Genomic DNA, 15,946 nt, shown 5'->3' with positions numbered 1-15,946 from the left:
CGTACGGCCGCCGGGGGACCGCGTCGCGGGACTCGCCTCGGGGGGACCACGGAGCTTGCCATGGACACCCACAAGGTCGGCAGTGACACCACCGTTCTGGCCGACAGCCTCGAAGCACCCGGCATGGGGCACATGCCCGTCAACGCGTACGTCGTCACCGCCACCGAGCCCGTCGTCGTCGACACCGGCCTCTCCCTCGCCGACCGTGACTTCGTCGCGTCGCTCGGCGAGGTCGTCGACCCGGCCGACGTGCGGTGGATCTGGCTCACCCACCCCGACCGGGACCACACCGGCGGGATCTTCGCCCTCCTCGACGCGGCCCCGCACGCGCGCGTGGTCACGACCTTCCTCGGGGCCGGGGAGATGACCACCGAACGCCCCCTGCCCATGGACCGGGTGTACTTCCTCAACCCCGGCGAGTCCCTGGACGTCGGCGACCGCTCGCTGCACGCCTTCCGGCCGCCGCTCTTCGACAACCCGGCCACCGTCGGCTTCTACGACGACCGCACCCGTATCTGCTTCAGTTCCGACTGCTTCGGCGGGCCCATGCCCAGCGCGGAGGTCGCGGAGAGCGGTCACGCGAGCGACCTCAAGCCGGAGGAGCTGCGGCGGGCGCAGCTGCTGTGGGCGACGATCGACAGTCCGTGGGCGCACCTCGTGGACGCCGAGAAGTACCGGGCGACGATCGAGCCGTTGCGGGAGATGGACCCGGAGATCGTGCTGTGCACGCATCTGCCGCCGGCCGTGCGGATGCTGGACCGGATGATCGAGACGATCGCGATGGTGCCGGACACCGACCCGTTCGTCGGCCCCGACCAGGCGGCTCTCGAACAGCTCCTGGCCTCGTTCCAGCCGGGTGGCATGGCCCCCGCCTAACCCTCCTAACCTTCCTAGCCCTCCTTGCCCTCCTTGCCCTCCTTCTCCCCGCCGGGCGCCCCCGGCGGCGCGTACCGCGTGCGCAGCTCGCTGAGGATTCCCGTGGCCGCGGCCGTCAGCGGTACGGCGAGCAGCATGCCCAGGATGCCCGCGACGGACGCCCCGGCCGTGATCGCCAGCATCACCGCGGCCGGGTGCATCTGGACGGTCCGGCTCTGCACCATCGGCTGGAGCAGATAGCCCTCGATCATCTGGACGGCCAGGACGATGGCGAGCACCCACAGCGCGATGGCGAAGCCCCGGTCGGCGAGCGCGACGAGGACGGCGATCGCGCCGGACAGGAAGGCGCCGAGGTACGGGATGTAGGCGGTGACGAAGACGAGCGCGGCGAGCCCCACCGCGCCGGGGACGTCGAGGACGACCAGCCCGATCCCGATGAGGATGGCGTCGACGAGGGCGACGAAGGTCGTCCCGCGCATGAAGCCCTCGACGGCCTCGAAGGCGCGGCGCGCCATGGCCTCGACGAGGTCGCCGGTGGCGCGGGGGGCGAAGGAGCGCAGGGCGCCGGCGGCCCGGTCCGAGTCCCGCAGGAAGAAGAAGATCAGCACCAGGGCGAGGGCGGCGGTGGCGAGCATCCCGCCGACGACGCTGAGGCCCGTGAGCACCCCGGACGCGGCGGTCCCGCCGAACTCCTTCAGGAGGCCCTCGGCGTTCTTGGCGAGGTCGTCGAGGGAGGTCCCGGCCGGGCCGAGGTGCTCGGCGATGTCGGTGGCGGCCTGCCGGAGCGAGGTGATGATCTGGTCGCCGGTCTCGATGAGGGCGGCGACGACGATGTACGTGGCTCCGCCGACGACCGCGAGGACGGCGACGACGGTGAGCGCGGCGGCGAACGACTTCCGCACCTTCATCCGGACCAGGTACCGGTAGAGGGGGCCGAGGAGGGCGGTGCCGAGGATGGCGAGCAGGACGGGGGTGACGACCGTTTCGAAGAAGATGCACAGCCAGATCCCGACGGCGGCGACCCCGGCGGCGAGCAGCAGGACGACGCACCAGGCGGCGGCCCTGCGGGCGGGTTCGGGAAGGAGCGGGGGCGACGTCTGCACCCGACCACCGGACCACGCCCGTCGGCGTGTCGTCGCGCGCGGACGGGCCGTACGGGTGACGGGGCGTCAGCGAGCCCACATGCGCGGCTCGCAGCCCCGAATCACCGCGCGCGCGTAGCCAGGGCCGGGCGCCCACCCGCGTATACGGAGGCCGGGCGCCGCCACGCGGGCCTACGGAGGTCGGGCGTCGCCCACGCGCGCGTACAGGGGCGCGCATCCCCCACGCACGTACGGGGCCGGGCGCGCCGCCCGGCCCCGTATCGCGTGCGACCGTTCCTACTCGCCCATCCCGTGCACCGCCGGGATCGTCCCGAGCCGGCCGGCCTGGAAGTCCTCGAAGGCCTGGCGGAGTTCGGCCTGGGTGTTCATGACGAACGGGCCGTAGTGGGCCATCGGCTCACGGATCGGCTGCCCGCCGAGGAGTACGACCTCCAGGTCCGGGGTGTTCCCGTCCTGCTGCTCGTCGGCGCGGACGGTGAGCGCGCCGCCCTTGCCGAAGACGGCGGTCTGGCCCGTGTGGACGGGCCGCCGTTCGGCGCCGACGGTGCCGCGTCCGGCGAGGACGTACGCGAGGCCGTTGAAGTCCTCGCGCCACGGCAGGCTGATCTCGGCGCCGGGTCGCAGGGTCGCGTGGATCATCGTGATCGGGGTGTGGGTGATGCCCGGCCCGTCGTGGCCGTCGAGCTCGCCCGCGATGACGCGGAGCAGCGCGCCGCCGTCGGGGGAGGTGAGCAGCTGGACCTGGCCGCCGCGGATGTCCTGGTAGCGGGGGGCCATCATCTTGTCGGCGGCGGGCAGGTTCACCCACAGCTGGAGGCCGTGGAAGAGGCCGCCGCTGACGACGAGGGACTCCGGCGGGGCCTCGATGTGAAGCAGACCGCTACCTGCTGTCATCCACTGGGTGTCTCCGTTGGTGATGGTGCCGCCGCCACCGTTGGAGTCCTGGTGGTCGAAGATCCCGTCGATGATGTAGGTGACGGTCTCGAAGCCGCGGTGGGGGTGCCAGGGCGTGCCCTTGGGCTCTCCGGGTGCGTACTCCACCTCACCCATCTGGTCCATCATGATGAACGGGTCGAGGTACTGGTAGTTGATCCCGGCGAACGCGCGGCGCACCGGGAAGCCCTCGCCCTCGAAGCCCGAGGGAGCCGTGGTCACGGCCAGGACGGGGCGGGAGACGGCGTCGGCGGGGGCGGCGACGCGCGGCAGGGTGAGCGGGTTCTCGACAGTCACAGCGGGCATGGTGGGGCCTCCTTGTGCGACCAGTTTAGTTGAACGATGAACTTCCTGCCACCCAGAACGCGGAACGCCCGGAAGGAATTCCTCCCGGGCGTCCCCGCACGTACCAGTACCAGCCTGCGTCAGCCGTACATCCGCCGCATCGCGAAGTCGACCATCTGCTCCACTGCCTTCGCGTCGAAGACCATCCGGTGGTCGCCCTCCATGTCGAGGACGAAGCCGTACCCGGTCGGCAGCAGGTCGATCACCTCGGCGCCGGTGATCACGAAGTACTTCGACTCCTTGCCCGCGTACCGCCGCAGCTCCTTGAGCGAGGTGAACATCGGGATGACCGGCTGCTGGGTGTTGTGCAGCGCCAGGAAGCCGGGGTTGTCGCCGCGCGGGCAGTAGACCTTGGAGGTCGCGAAGATCTGCTGGAAGTCCTCGGGCGCGAGCGTGCCGGTCGTGAAGGCGCGGACGGCGTCGGCGAGCGACGGAGGGGACGGCTCCGGATACAGGGGCGGCTGCTGGCCGTACCCACCCTGCACACCCCCCTGCATACCGGCCTGCATACCGCCCTGCTGCGGCGGGGCGTACTGCTGCTGGGCACCCGGATTCTGCTCGTAGCCGTACATGGGGGCCAGCCTATCGACCCGGGGCCGGTCGCAGCACTGCCCACGGACGGTCGACGCGGAGGGCGGCCCCGGACGGCACCGACCTGACGAATCCGTGCCGAATCCTGCGGCTCGCGTCACAGATGACGGGATAGGGGTTGCTCTTATTACCGGTGGGTAGCATCATCGTAGAGAAGCGTGGGCTACTCACCGGTAGTACGAGCAGGACGCGCGCGCATTCAGGACATCCGCCTCCCCGAGCCTTTACGGAGCCGTCGCCATGGGGCACTACAAGTCGAATCTCCGCGACATCGAGTTCAACCTCTTCGAGGTGCTCGGCCGCGACAAGGTGTACGGCACCGGGCCGTTCGAGGAGATGGACGTCGAGACCGCCAAGAGCATCCTCGACGAGATCCGCCGCCTCGCCGAGAACGAGCTCGCGGAGTCCTTCGCCGACGCCGACCGCAACCCGCCGGTCTTCGACCCGGAGACCAACACCGCCCCCGTGCCGGCCACCTTCAAGAAGTCGTACAACGCCTTCATGGAGTCCGAGTACTGGCGTCTGGGCATCCCCGAGGAGATCGGCGGCACCGTCTCCCCGCGCTCCCTGATCTGGGCGTACGCGGAGCTGCTCCTCGGCTCGAACCCGGCCATCTGGATGTACTCCTCCGGCCCGGCCTTCGCCGGCATCCTCTACAACGAGGGCAACGAGGCGCAGAAGAAGGTCGCGCAGATCGCCGTCGAGCGCCGCTGGGGCTCCACGATGGTCCTGACCGAGCCCGACGCCGGTTCGGACGTCGGCGCCGGCCGCACCAAGGCCACCCAGCAGGAGGACGGCTCCTGGCACATCGAGGGCGTGAAGCGCTTCATCACGTCCGGTGAGCACGACATGGAGGAGAACATCCTCCACTACGTCCTCGCCCGCCCCGAGGGTGCCGGCCCCGGCACCAAGGGCCTCTCCCTCTTCCTCGTCCCGAAGTTCGAGTTCGACTGGGAGACCGGCGAGCTGGGCGAGCGCAACGGCGTCTACGCCACCAACGTCGAGCACAAGATGGGCCTCAAGGCCTCCAACACGTGCGAGATGACCTTCGGCGACCAGCACCCCGCCAAGGGCTGGCTGATCGGCGACAAGCACGACGGCATCCGCCAGATGTTCCTCATCATCGAGTTCGCCCGCATGATGGTCGGCACGAAGGCGATCTCCACCCTCTCCACGGGCTACCTCAACGCCCTGGAGTACGCCAAGGAGCGCGTCCAGGGCACCGACCTGGCCAACTTCATGGACAAGGCCGCGCCCAAGGTCACCATCACGCACCACCCCGACGTCCGCCGCTCGCTGATGACGCAGAAGGCGTACGCCGAGGGCATGCGCTCCCTCGTCCTCTACACGGCCTCCGTGCAGGACGAGATCGCGATCAAGGAAGCGGCCGGCGAGGACGTCAAGGCGCTGCACGGCCTGAACGACCTGCTGCTCCCGATCGTCAAGGGCTACGGCTCCGAGAAGGGCTACGAGCAGCTCGCGCAGTCGCTCCAGACCTTCGGCGGCTCCGGCTTCCTGCAGGAGTACCCGATCGAGCAGTACATCCGGGACGCCAAGATCGACACCCTCTACGAGGGCACCACGGCCATCCAGGGCCAGGACTTCTTCTTCCGCAAGATCGTCCGCGATCAGGGCGCGGCCCTGAACGCGCTGTCCGAGGAGATCAAGAAGTTCCTCGCGGTCGGCACCGGCGGCGAGGACCTGGCCGGCGCCCGCGACTCGCTCGCCAAGGCGGCCGTCGACCTGGAGAGCATCGTCGGCACGATGATCACCGACCTCACCGCCACCGGCGAGGACGTCAAGAACATCTACAAGGTCGGCCTCAACACCACCCGCCTGCTGCTCGCCTCCGGCGACGTCGTCGTCGGCTACCTGCTCCTGCGCGGTGCCGCTGTCGCCGCCGAGAAGCTGGCCGCGGGCGCCACGGGCAAGGACGTCGCTTTCTACCAGGGCAAGATCGCGGCCGCGAAGTTCTTCGCCGCCAACGTCCTGCCGGGCGTGAGCGCCGAGCGCGCCCTCGCTGAGGCCGTCGACGGCTCGCTGATGGACCTGGACGAGGCCGCGTTCTAGGACGCCCTCGCCCACACAGACGACGGCCCGTCCCCGGGGAGGGGGGCGGGCCGTTCTCCTTTCCGCGGCCGTTCTCCTTTCCGCGGCCGCTCCACGAGCAGCGTCGTCCCTACGAGGGCCGGCCGCCGAACTGCCAGTCGTGGACCTCGACGGCCGCGTACGCCTCCGCGGTCAGGACCGCGCGGGCCGCGTCCGGGTCCGGCGCCCGGACGAGCGCCGCCGTGCCCAGCCAGTGGGCGCCGTCGTCCGAGAGCAGCGGCCCGTAGGCGATCAGCTCGTCCCGGCCGGGCGGCACGTCGAGGTCGGCGGCGGGTCCCGTACCGAGACCGAGCACCAGGAACCGGTTGCCGCCGTCGCGGCCGCCGGGGAAGTCCCACATGGTGCGCCCGAGCGTGTTGCGCCACCGGCGCACCATCACGTCCCGGTAGGCACCGGCCTGGTAGTTGGGCTCGTCGAAGGCGAACGCGCGGGCTGCGGCCGCATCGGGCAGATCGAGGATGTGCACGCTGCCGCTGAGCGTCTCGCCGTCCTCGGCGAACGTCGGGCCGCGGGCGATCATCTCCTTCGCGAACCCGTCCATGTAGGACCAGTGCGCTTCGAGCAGTTCCTCGCGCAGGGGCAGGGATCCGGGCCGGTCACGGTGGTAACAGAGGAATTCCATGCCCAAGGATCTCCCTGCCGGACCGACCGGGCGAGCGAATTGCGGGCACGCGTATTCGTATTCCGGTCCCTGCGTAAGGTGAACCCATGAGCAGCGCAGCTTCCCGTCCGACCGCCGGCGCATTCGACCGCGGACACACCGACGACCTCATGGCCTTCCTGATGGCCTCGCCCTCGCCGTACCACGCGGTCGCGAGCGCCGCCGAGCGGCTTGAGAAGGCCGGCTTCCGCAGGGTCGAGGAGACGGCGGCCTGGGACGGTACGACCGGCGGGAAGTACGTCGTCCGCGGCGGCGCGATCATCGCCTGGTACGTGCCGGAGGGCGCCTCCGCCCACACCCCGTACCGGATCGTCGGCGCCCACACCGACTCCCCCAACCTGCGCGTCAAGCCGCAGCCCGACATGGGCGCGCACGGCTGGCGGCAGGTCGCGGTCGAGATCTACGGCGGCACCCTCCTCAACACCTGGCTCGACCGCGACCTCGGCCTCGCCGGGCGTCTCACCCTCCGCGACGGCAGCCACCACCTGGTCGATGTGGACCGGCCGCTGCTGCGGGTCCCGCAGCTCGCCGTCCACCTCGACCGGGGCGTCAACGACGGCCTCAAGCTGGAGCGCCAGCGCCACATGCAGCCCATCTGGGGCATCGGCGAGGTCCACGAGGGCGACCTGATCTCCTTCGTCGCCGCCGAGGCCGGGGTCGACGCCGAGGACGTGAGCGGCTGGGACCTGATGGTGCACGCCGTCGAGGCGCCCGCCTACCTGGGCCGCGACCGCGAGCTGCTGGCCGGCCCGCGCATGGACAACCTGCTCTCCGTCCACGCCGCCGTCGCCGCGCTCGCCTCCCTCGCGGGCCGCGACGACCTCCCGTACATCCCGGTCCTCGCCGCCTTCGACCACGAGGAGAACGGCTCCGAGGCCGACACCGGCGCCCAGGGCCCGCTCCTCGGGAACGTCCTGGAGCGCTCGGTGTACGCGCGCGGCGGCTCCTACGAGGACCGGGCGCGGGCCTTCGCCGGCACCGTCTGCCTCTCCTCCGACACCGGCCACGCCGTCCACCCGAACTACGCGGAGCGCCACGACCCGACGCACCACCCGCGCGTCAACGGCGGCCCGATCCTCAAGGTGAACGTCAACCAGCGGTACGCCACCGACGGCAGCGGCCGCGCGGTCTTCGCCGCCGCCTGTGAGAAGGCGGGCGTGCCCTGGCAGTCGTTCGTCTCCAACAACGACATGCCGTGCGGCACGACGATCGGCCCGATCACCGCCGCCCGCCACGGCATCAAGACCGTCGACATCGGCGTGGCGATCCTCTCCATGCACAGCGCCCGTGAACTCTGCGGCTCGGACGACCCGTACCTCCTCGCCAACGCCCTGGTCGCCTTCCTGGAGGGCTGAGCGCCGGGAAACACCACCGGCCGCGAAACATCCGCGAAAGGCCCCGCTTGGCAGCCTCTGCCTCATGCATCGTCATGAGGGCCCCTCGCGGGGAAAGTTCGCCGTAGGTCTCACCGTCGCCGTCGTGCTCGCCACGGCGGCGACGGCGTTTCTGATCAGTACGTTCAACGAGCGGCCCCCGTGGGGGACGGACATCGCGTACGAGGGGGGCTTCGTCCAGGCCTCCCGCATCCGCGGGTACGACGTGGACGGCTCGCGCACCAAGGCGCTGCTCGCCGGGGAGTGCGCGCTCATGGAGCGGCAGGGGATGGGCGGCGACCGGGCCGTGCACGATCCGGCGGCATGGGTCGCCGGGTGCCTGGACGGGGCCGCGGGGCGCCCGTCCAGGAACCAGGGACTCGTGCGTTAGGGCTGGACTCTTTACCGCGGTAAAGGCCTGTCCGACCCTGATCCGCCGGACACCCCCTAGGCGTCCATGCCCGCGAGGATCAGGGGGAGGCGGGCCGTGCCCGTCTCCGTGATCTTCACCGGGACGCCCCAGTCCTGCTGGTGGACGTGGCAGGCCGGGTACTCGTTCGCCGGGTCGTCGTCGCAGGACGCGGCCATCGCCGAGACGTGCAGGACGCCCTCCGTGAGCTCCGGGTTCAGGTCGAGCTCACGGAACAGGTCCGTGCCCGTGCCCTCGCCCGCGAGGAGGAGTTCCGGCGGGGTGGAGGAGACCAGGAGGCGGGTCGAGGGGCCGTAGCGCTCGTCGAGCTTCTGGCCCGTCGGGGCCTGGAAGACCACGTCCAGGCGGAGGCGGCCCGGGGCGACCTCGGTGGCCTCGCGGCGGGTGCGGTGGGCGACGGCCTCGACCTGGACGGCCTCCTCGGGGAGGCGCAGCCGGGTCAGCCGGTGCCGGGCGGACTCCACGACCACGATGTCGCCGTCGACGAGGACCGCGTCGCTGGGCTCACGCAGGTCCGTGGCGAGCGTCGTCACCTCGCCGGACGCCGGGTCGTAGCGGCGCAGGGCGTGGTTGTACGTGTCGGAGATCGCGACCGAGCCGTCCGGGAGGGCCGTCACGCCCAGCGGGTGCTGGAGGAGGGCCTGGCCGGCGGCGCCGTCGCGGTGGCCGAAGTCGAAGAGGCCCGTGCCGACCGCCGTGTGCACGGTGTATCCGTCGGCCGCCGGCTCGATCCAGCGCACGGCACTGGTCTCGGAGTCGGCGATCCACAGCCGGTCCTCGGTGGCGGCGAGCCCGGAGGGCTGCGCGAACCAGGCCTCGGCCGCGGGGCCGTCCACGAGACCCTCGTTGGTGGTGCCGGCCGCGACCTCGACGGTGTTCGTGGCCGGGTCGTACGTCCACAGCTGGTGGACGCCCGCCATGGCGATCCACACCTTGCCCTGCCACCAGGCGACGTCCCACGGCGAGGACAGGTCGACGTCCAGGGCGGGCCCGGAGGTCGGGGAGCCCTGCCACCACTGCTTCCCGGTGCCGGCGACCCGCTCGATCGCGCCGGTCTCGGGGTCGAGGACGCGCAGGGCGTGGTTCACGGTGTCGGCGACGACGACCTTGCCGTCGGGGAGCTGCGCGAGGCCCTGCGGCTCCCGGAAGACGCCTTCGCCGATGCGGCGCACCACGGTCTCGCCGTCGGCGGCGAGCTCGACGAGCTGGTGGCGGGTGGTGTCGGAGACCAGGAAGTTCCCGGACGGCAGCAGGATGGCCTTGCCCGGGAAGCGCAGGTCGGTCGCGACGGGCTCGGGCGCCACGTAGGGTCCGTCGCCGCGCCGCAGCGTCCCCTTGGCCTCGTGCTCGGCCTCCAGCTCCTCGACGAGGGTCCGGATGGCGTTGGCGTGCCCCTCACCGGCGTGCTGGGCGACGACGTACCCCTCGGGGTCGATCACGACGAGCGTCGGCCACGCGCGGACGGCGTACTGCTTCCAGGTCGCGAGCTCCGGGTCGTCCAGTACGGGGTGGTGCACCTCGTACCGCTCGACGGCGTCGACGACGGCCTGGTGCTCGGCCTCGTGCACGAACTTCGGCGAGTGCACGCCGACGATGACGAGCGTGTCGCGGTGCTTCTCCTCCAGGTCGCGCAGCTCGTCGAGCACGTGCAGGCAGTTCACGCAGCAGAACGTCCAGAAGTCGAGCAGAACGATCTTTCCTCGCAGGTCGGCGAGGGTCAGATCGTCCCCGCCCGTGTTCAGCCAGCCACCCTTGCCGATCAGCTCGGGGGCACGGACACGGGCACGGCGGGGCGGGGTCGCGGGCGCGGAGTCGTTCATGGGTCAAGGGTGCCGTACGGGTGGAAATCGTGGGTCGGGTGGGGCCGGGGTGCGTGTCCGGGGCGGGGTGGGGGCGGGGCCTTGGTCAGCATGACGGGCATGGCGGAGCGCTTGATCGGATCATCTGACCATTCCCTCCGGCGGGTCAGGAGCGGGCTCCTGGCGTTGCTGTGCGCGCTGCCCTGCCTCGCCCTGCCCGCGACCGTCGCTCGGGCCGGTGGGGTCGGGGACGGGGCCTTACGGGTCACCGTGACGGTGAACGGGCGCGGGAACACCGGGACCCGGCCGCCCGACGTCCGGGTCGGCGGGCCGGTCGTGAAGCGGTACCGGCTGGTCAACCGCAGCGAGGCGCATCTGTACGGGGTCGAGGTCGTCGACCCGGCCGTGCCCGGCGGGGCCGTGCGATGCCCCGGGCGGCCGCTTCCCGCGCTCGGGGAGCTGGAGTGCGTCGCCAGGTTCCGCGCCGCGCCCGGGGCGCACCGGGGGACCGCCCGCGCGGAGGGCTCCGTCCCCTCGCTCGGGCGGCGGCTGACCGCGACCGCCCGCGCCGGGTACACCGGGGTCGCGGGCGGCCTCGGCCTCACCGAGCGGGTCACCGTCGGGCCGCCTCCCGGCCGGCGCTCGGTCGGCGTCACGGACACCGCCACCGTCACGTACACCGCCACCGTCACGTACACCGTCACCAACCGGGGCGACCGGCCCCTCCACGCCGTACGCGTCGAGGACACCGCCCTCGGCCTGCGCGCCGGCTCCGTGGACTGCGCCGGGCGGCCCGGAACCGTGCCCCGGCTCGCCCCCGGCGCCTCCGCCCGCTGCACGGCCACGGTGCGGCGGCCCCCCGGCACCCACCGGAGCACGGGGCTCGCCTCCGGGAGCGACCGGGTCTCCACGTACGGGCCCGGCGGGGAGCGGGTACCGGCGCCGACGCTCGTGGCCCGGTCGTCGGCCGTGTTCACGGTGGTCGATCCCGTACGGGCAGCGGAATCCGGACGGACAGCGGATCCCGTACGGACGGCGGGTCCGGTACGGACGGCGGATCCCGTACGGGGGAGGGGGAGCGGCGGGGCGCCGAGCGCAGCTGGGGCGGCTGGTGCACCTGGAGCGGCTGGCGCGCCCGGGGTGGCCGGCGCGCCCGGGGTGGCCGGCGCCCCTGAGGTGGCTGGTGCGCCCGGGGCCGTAGGCGCGCCTGGGGTCGGCGGCCTTCCTGCGCCCGGGGCCGCCGGGGTGCCCGCTGTTCCCGTCCCGGGGGCCGGGGTTCCGGTCCCCGGAGCCGCCGGTGCCGCGGCCGTACCCCCGGAGGCCGTACTCCCCGACGTCTTGCCCCCGGCAGCCGTGCCACCGCCGGCCGTCCCCCCGGCCCAGCCCCTCGCCCCCGCCACAACGGACACGGCAGCCACAGCGGCCACCGACCTCGCCGGCCCCACCGGCCCCGCCGCCGCCCGCCGTGCCGTCGCCCTCGGCGACGAAGGGTTCCTCGGGCGGCTGCGGCGCCGGGGGCGGGAGGCGAGCGAGTTCGGGGTGGTGGCGATGCTGCTGCTGATCCTGATCCCGGCGGCCGTCGCGGCCGCCCTTCTCGGCAACCGGAGAAGCTGACCGTGGCCCTGCTCGAAACGTTCGTCGTGGTCCTCGGCGTCGCGTTCGTCGCCGCCCTCGCCGTCTTCGCCAAGACCAGGCTCTTCCCCGTCCACGAGGACGAGGAGCCCCGGGAGGACGTCGCCGAGTACATCGCCATGATGGTCTCGGTGCTCTACGCCGTCGTCCTCGGCCTCTGTCTGGTCTCGGTCTGGGAGACCCGCTCCTCCGCCGCCGACCACGTACAGGTCGAGGCGAGCGCCCTGCACCAGATGTATCTGCTCGCCGACGCGCTTCCCGCCGACCGTCGGCAGCCGGTGCGCGACGCGGCCAAGACGTACGCGCGTCATGTCGTCGACGTCGAGTGGCCGGTGATGGAGGCGCGCGGGCCGCTCGACCCGACCGGCTGGCGCCTGCTCGAACAGCTGCGGCAGGCCGGCGAGGTGAGCGACTCCGCGAAGGTGCCCCAGCAGATCGCCGCCCAGGAGGTGCTCGCCCAGCTGAGCTACATCGACGACGCGCGGCGCGGCCGGGAGGCGGCGGCGCAGGAGCGGCTCTCCCCCGTGCTGTGGACGGGGCTGCTCATCGGGGGCGCGCTGACGCTGGCGTTCATGTTCCTCTTCGGGATCAGGAGGAGCACGACCCATGTGGTGATGGTGATGGGCCTCTCCGGCTTCATCGCGTTCACCGTGCTGCTGATCCATCAGCTCGACTCGCCGTTCGGCACGACGCTGGGGGCGACCCCGGACGCGTTCACCCGCTACTTCGGGTGAGAAGCACCGGTCGTGCGGGCAGGCATGGCGGCGTGAAATATCTCGTACGGGACAAGATCTTCGCGATCGGCGACGACTACTGGATCGAGGACGAGCAGGGCCGCCACGCCTTCCTCGTCGACGGCAAGGCCCTGCGCCTGCGCGACACCCTGGAGCTGAAGGACCCCGACGGGCAGGTCCTGATCACCCTGCGGCAGAAGATGTTCAGCCTGCGGGATGCGATGACCATCGAGCGCGACGATCGGCCGCTGGCGACCGTCCGCCGCAAGCGGCTCTCGCTGCTGCGCAACCACTACCGGGTGACGCTCGTCGAGGGCACAGAACTCGACGTCAGCGGCCGGATCCTGGACCGGGAGTTCACCGTCGAGTACGAGGGCGAACTCCTGGCCCACATCTCCCGCCGGTGGTTCCACGTCCGCGAGACGTACGCGGTGAACGTGGTCCGCGAGGACGCGGACGCCGCACTGCTCGTCGCGGTGGCGGTCTGCGTGATCCGGATGGCCGAGCGGGAGCGGGAGGACTGACGCGGCGGACGCCTAGAGGGCCTTGTCCAATGCCTGCTCCAGGTCCGTCCACAGGTCCTCGACGTGCTCGATGCCGGTCGAGATCCTGACCGTGCCGGGGCCGATCCCGGCCGCCTCCAGGGCCGCCGCGTCGAGCTGGTGGTGGGACGTGGAGGCCGGGTGCATCACCAGGGTCTTCACATCGCCGAGGGAGACGCTGAGGGAGGCGACGCGGACCGCCTCGACGAAGGTGCGGCCCGCGTCCCGGCCGCCCGCGAGGTCGACGGAGATCACCCCGCCGCCGCCGTCGGGCAGCAGGCGCGCGGCGATCTCCCGGTCCGGGTGGCTGTCCAGGGAGGGGTGCCGTACGGCCGCGACCGCCGGGTGCGCGGCGAGCCGGGCCGCCAGGTCGGCGGCGCTCGCGCACTGGCGCTCCATGCGCAGGGACAGCGTCTGGATGCCGCGGAGGGTGAGCCAGGCGGCGAACGGGTCGGTGGAGGCGCCCTGTTCGACCGAGTGGTGGCGGATGCGTTCGTACAGCTCGGCGTCCTTGAAGACGGCGACGCCGCCGAGGACGTCCGCGTGCCCGGCCAGGTACTTGGTCGCGGAGTGGACGACGATGTCGGCGCCGTGGTCCAGCGGCCGGAAGAGGAGCGGCGAGGCGAAGGTGTTGTCGACGGCGACCGGGACCCCGGCCTCGGCGGCCACGGCGGCGAGCGCGGGCACGTCGGAGACGCGGGTCGTCGGGTTGGCGATGGTCTCCAGGTAGAGGAGCCGGGTCTCGGGGCGCAGGGCCGCCCGCACCTCCTCCGGGTCCGTGCCGGAGACGTACGTGACGTCGACGCCCCAGCGGGTGGCGAGGTCGGTGAGCACCCCGTACGTACCGCCGTACAGGCAGGTCTGGGCGATGACGTGACCGCCGCTGGCGAGCAGGCCGAAGAGGACGGCGTTCACGGCGCCCATGCCGGAGGCGAAGGAGATGCCGGCGGTGCCGCCTTCGAGGCGGGCGACGGCGTCCTCCAGGGTGCGGACGGTGGGGTTGCCGTGGCGGTTGTAGAGGAAGGCCTCGGTGGAGGTGAAGGCGGTGGCGAGGGCGTCGGCCGAGTCGAAGGCGAAGACGTGTCCCTGGTGGAGGGGGACGCCGAGCGGCCGGCTGCCGGTGATCTCGACGTGGGGCGGGTGGACCGTGAGGGTCTCGGGACGGGGGGAGGCCGAGGAGGACGACGTGAGGCTCATGAACTCAGTCTGTGGACAGGCCGTTTGCCTTCCCAGGGCCAATCCCGGCAGATTGGTTCGGCGATGAAACCAATCGACCGGTCCCCGGACGCGTCACCGGACACCCGCGAGGTCCCCGAGACGCTCGACGGCCTCGTCTCGCGGCTCGGTCGCTGGTCCGCCGGCCGTGGGCCCCTCTATCTGCTGCTCGCGGCCCGGCTGCGCCGCCTCGTCGACGAGGGCGCGCTGCCCCCGGGCGCGCTCCTGCCGCCCGACCGGCGGCTCGCGAAGGCCCTTGCCGTGGGCCGTACGACGGTGGTCGCGGCGTACGACACCCTGCGCCAGGAGGGGCGGCTGGTCCGGCGGCAGGGCAGCGGCACCCGGGTCGCGCGGGCCGCGCTCGCACCGGAGGCGACCGAGGGGGCGCGCGTGACGGAGACGTCGAACCCGCTGTTCCTGCACCTCCTGGAGGCGCCGGACGACGTGATCCTGCTGAGCTGCGCGGCCCCGGTGGAGCCCCCGCCCGAGCTGGCGGAGGCGTACCGCTCGCTCGTCCTGCCGGGCGGCGACCTCGGCTACCACCCGGCCGGTCTGGGGGTGCTGCGGGAGGCGGTGGCGGCGCGGTACGCGGCGCGGGGGGTGCCGACCGGGCCCGGGCAGATCCTGGTCACCACCGGTGCGCAGCAGGGGCTTTCGCTGCTCGCCCGGCTGCTGCTGGCGCCGGGGGACGGGGTGCTGGTGGAGGCGCCGACGTATCCGGGGGCGCTGGACCTGTTCCGGGAGGCCGCGGCGAGGCCCCTGCCGGTCGCGGTCGGTCCGGACGGGCTCGACGTGGCGGAGGCGGTACGGGTGATGGAACGCCACCGTCCCGCCCTGGCCTATGTGGTGGCCCGGTTCCAGAACCCGACGGGGACGGTGCTTCCGCCGCTCGCCGGACGCCGCCTGGTGGAGGCGGCGAACGCCCTGGGGGTGCCGCTCGTGGACGACGAGGTCCTCGGCGACCTGGCCTTCGACACCGCACCGGAACCCCCGGCGCTCTCCGCGTACGGCGACGTCATCGGGGTCGGTTCGCTCAGCAAGGTCGTGTGGGGCGGGCTGCGGATCGGCTGGGTGCGCGGCCCGGCGCCCCTGATCGCCCGCCTCGGCCGGCTGAAGGCCCTGCACGACCTGGGCTGCGACGTGCCGTCCCAGCTGGTCGCGGCCCGTCTGCTCGACGACTTCGCTCCCGTACGGGCCGCCCGGCTCCGCACCCTGCGCGCGGGTCACGCCCACCTCCGCGCCGAGCTCGCCCGCCGTCTCCCCTCCTGGTCCTGTGCCCCGGCGACCGGCGGCCAGACCCTCTGGGTGCGGCTCCCCCACGGCGACGGCGTCTCCTTCGCCCAGGTCGCCCTCCGGCACGGTGTGGCCGTCCTGCCGGGTGCGACCACCGACGCCCTCGGCGGCAGCGTCCGGCATCTGCGTCTGCACTTCCTGCTGCCGCCCGACGTGCTCACGGAGGCGGTAGGGAGGCTGGCGGCGGCCTGGGCGGAGTACGCGCCGGTCCCGGGACCGGAACCCGTGTCGGCGTCGCTGCGGGGCATCACGGTCTGAGCGGACAGGTGGAATCCAGCCTTGCGCCCCGGGCATCACCACGGAAACATAC

14 protein-coding genes are annotated in these 15,946 nt (G+C 72.5%); 8 read left to right on the top strand and 6 right to left on the bottom strand.

Annotation, left to right across the window (positions count from 1 at the left end):
• Positions 1 to 60: 60 nt before the first annotated feature.
• Positions 61 to 876, top strand: a complete 816-nt coding sequence (locus OG259_RS21825) for an MBL fold metallo-hydrolase (RefSeq protein ID WP_328943795.1) — start codon at positions 61 to 63, stop codon at positions 874 to 876.
• 14 nt (positions 877 to 890) lie between these two features.
• Here OG259_RS21825 and OG259_RS21820 read toward each other — a convergent pair whose 3' ends face one another.
• The 3 genes from OG259_RS21820 to OG259_RS21810 all read right to left on the bottom strand — a co-directional run bounded on the left by OG259_RS21820 (position 891) and on the right by OG259_RS21810 (position 3,829).
• A complete protein-coding gene (locus OG259_RS21820; RefSeq protein WP_328943794.1) occupies positions 891 to 1,979 on the bottom strand; it encodes an AI-2E family transporter in 1,089 nt (362 codons plus the stop codon).
• Between the two features lie 276 nt (positions 1,980 to 2,255).
• A complete protein-coding gene (locus tag OG259_RS21815; RefSeq protein ID WP_328943793.1) occupies positions 2,256 to 3,218 on the bottom strand; it encodes a pirin family protein in 963 nt (320 codons plus the stop codon).
• A 119-nt stretch (positions 3,219 to 3,337) separates the two neighbouring features.
• Positions 3,338 to 3,829: an SseB family protein gene (locus tag OG259_RS21810; RefSeq protein ID WP_266893878.1), complete on the bottom strand. Its 492-nt coding sequence runs from the start codon at positions 3,827 to 3,829 to the stop codon at positions 3,338 to 3,340.
• Positions 3,830 to 4,088: 259 nt separating this feature from the next.
• On the opposite strand from OG259_RS21810, the gene OG259_RS21805 reads away from it, so the two are divergent.
• Positions 4,089 to 5,918, top strand: a complete 1,830-nt coding sequence (locus OG259_RS21805) for an acyl-CoA dehydrogenase (protein ID WP_328943792.1) — start codon at positions 4,089 to 4,091, stop codon at positions 5,916 to 5,918.
• Positions 5,919 to 6,027: 109 nt separating this feature from the next.
• On the opposite strand, the gene OG259_RS21800 is transcribed toward OG259_RS21805, so the two are convergent.
• Positions 6,028 to 6,579: a YciI family protein gene (locus tag OG259_RS21800; RefSeq protein ID WP_328943791.1), complete on the bottom strand. Its 552-nt coding sequence runs from the start codon at positions 6,577 to 6,579 to the stop codon at positions 6,028 to 6,030.
• 86 nt (positions 6,580 to 6,665) lie between these two features.
• On the opposite strand from OG259_RS21800, the gene OG259_RS21795 reads away from it, so the two are divergent.
• Together OG259_RS21795 and OG259_RS21790 are read left to right on the top strand one after the other, a co-directional pair.
• Positions 6,666 to 7,973, top strand: coding sequence for a M18 family aminopeptidase (locus tag OG259_RS21795; protein WP_328943790.1), 1,308 nt, complete (start codon positions 6,666 to 6,668; stop codon positions 7,971 to 7,973).
• 64 nt (positions 7,974 to 8,037) lie between these two features.
• The gene (locus OG259_RS21790; protein WP_328943789.1) at positions 8,038 to 8,382 is read left to right on the top strand and encodes a hypothetical protein; all 345 of its coding nucleotides are present in this window, start codon (positions 8,038 to 8,040) and stop codon (positions 8,380 to 8,382) included.
• Positions 8,383 to 8,438: 56 nt separating this feature from the next.
• Here OG259_RS21790 and OG259_RS21785 read toward each other — a convergent pair whose 3' ends face one another.
• Positions 8,439 to 10,241: an NHL domain-containing thioredoxin family protein gene (locus OG259_RS21785; protein ID WP_328943788.1), complete on the bottom strand. Its 1,803-nt coding sequence runs from the start codon at positions 10,239 to 10,241 to the stop codon at positions 8,439 to 8,441.
• 99 nt (positions 10,242 to 10,340) lie between these two features.
• Here OG259_RS21785 and OG259_RS21780 point away from each other — a divergent pair, with 99 nt between their 5' ends.
• The 3 genes from OG259_RS21780 to OG259_RS21770 are packed head-to-tail and all read left to right on the top strand — an operon-like array spanning position 10,341 to position 13,110.
• Positions 10,341 to 11,834: a DUF7507 domain-containing protein gene (locus tag OG259_RS21780; RefSeq protein WP_328943787.1), complete on the top strand. Its 1,494-nt coding sequence runs from the start codon at positions 10,341 to 10,343 to the stop codon at positions 11,832 to 11,834.
• A 2-nt stretch (positions 11,835 to 11,836) separates the two neighbouring features.
• A complete protein-coding gene (locus OG259_RS21775) occupies positions 11,837 to 12,586 on the top strand; it encodes a bestrophin-like domain (protein ID WP_328943786.1) in 750 nt (249 codons plus the stop codon).
• 32 nt (positions 12,587 to 12,618) lie between these two features.
• Positions 12,619 to 13,110, top strand: a complete 492-nt coding sequence (locus tag OG259_RS21770) for an LURP-one-related/scramblase family protein (protein WP_328943785.1) — start codon at positions 12,619 to 12,621, stop codon at positions 13,108 to 13,110.
• A gap of 12 nt (positions 13,111 to 13,122) precedes the next feature.
• Here the strand turns inward: OG259_RS21770 and OG259_RS21765 are convergent, their stop codons facing one another.
• Entirely contained in the window at positions 13,123 to 14,325 is a 1,203-nt protein-coding gene (locus tag OG259_RS21765) for a trans-sulfuration enzyme family protein (RefSeq protein ID WP_328943784.1), read from the bottom strand.
• 63 nt (positions 14,326 to 14,388) lie between these two features.
• Here OG259_RS21765 and yczR point away from each other — a divergent pair, with 63 nt between their 5' ends.
• Positions 14,389 to 15,894 carry an aminotransferase-like domain-containing protein gene (yczR, locus tag OG259_RS21760; protein ID WP_328943783.1) on the top strand — a complete coding sequence of 502 codons (1,506 nt, stop codon included), beginning with the start codon at positions 14,389 to 14,391 and terminating at the stop codon, positions 15,892 to 15,894.
• Positions 15,895 to 15,946: the final 52 nt, after the last annotated feature.

Origin of the sequence: Streptomyces sp. NBC_00250 (assembly GCF_036192275.1) — a bacterium.
In the GTDB taxonomy this organism is placed as follows: Bacteria; Actinomycetota; Actinomycetes; order Streptomycetales; family Streptomycetaceae; genus Streptomyces.
This window is presented reverse-complemented; position numbering and strand designations above follow the sequence as displayed.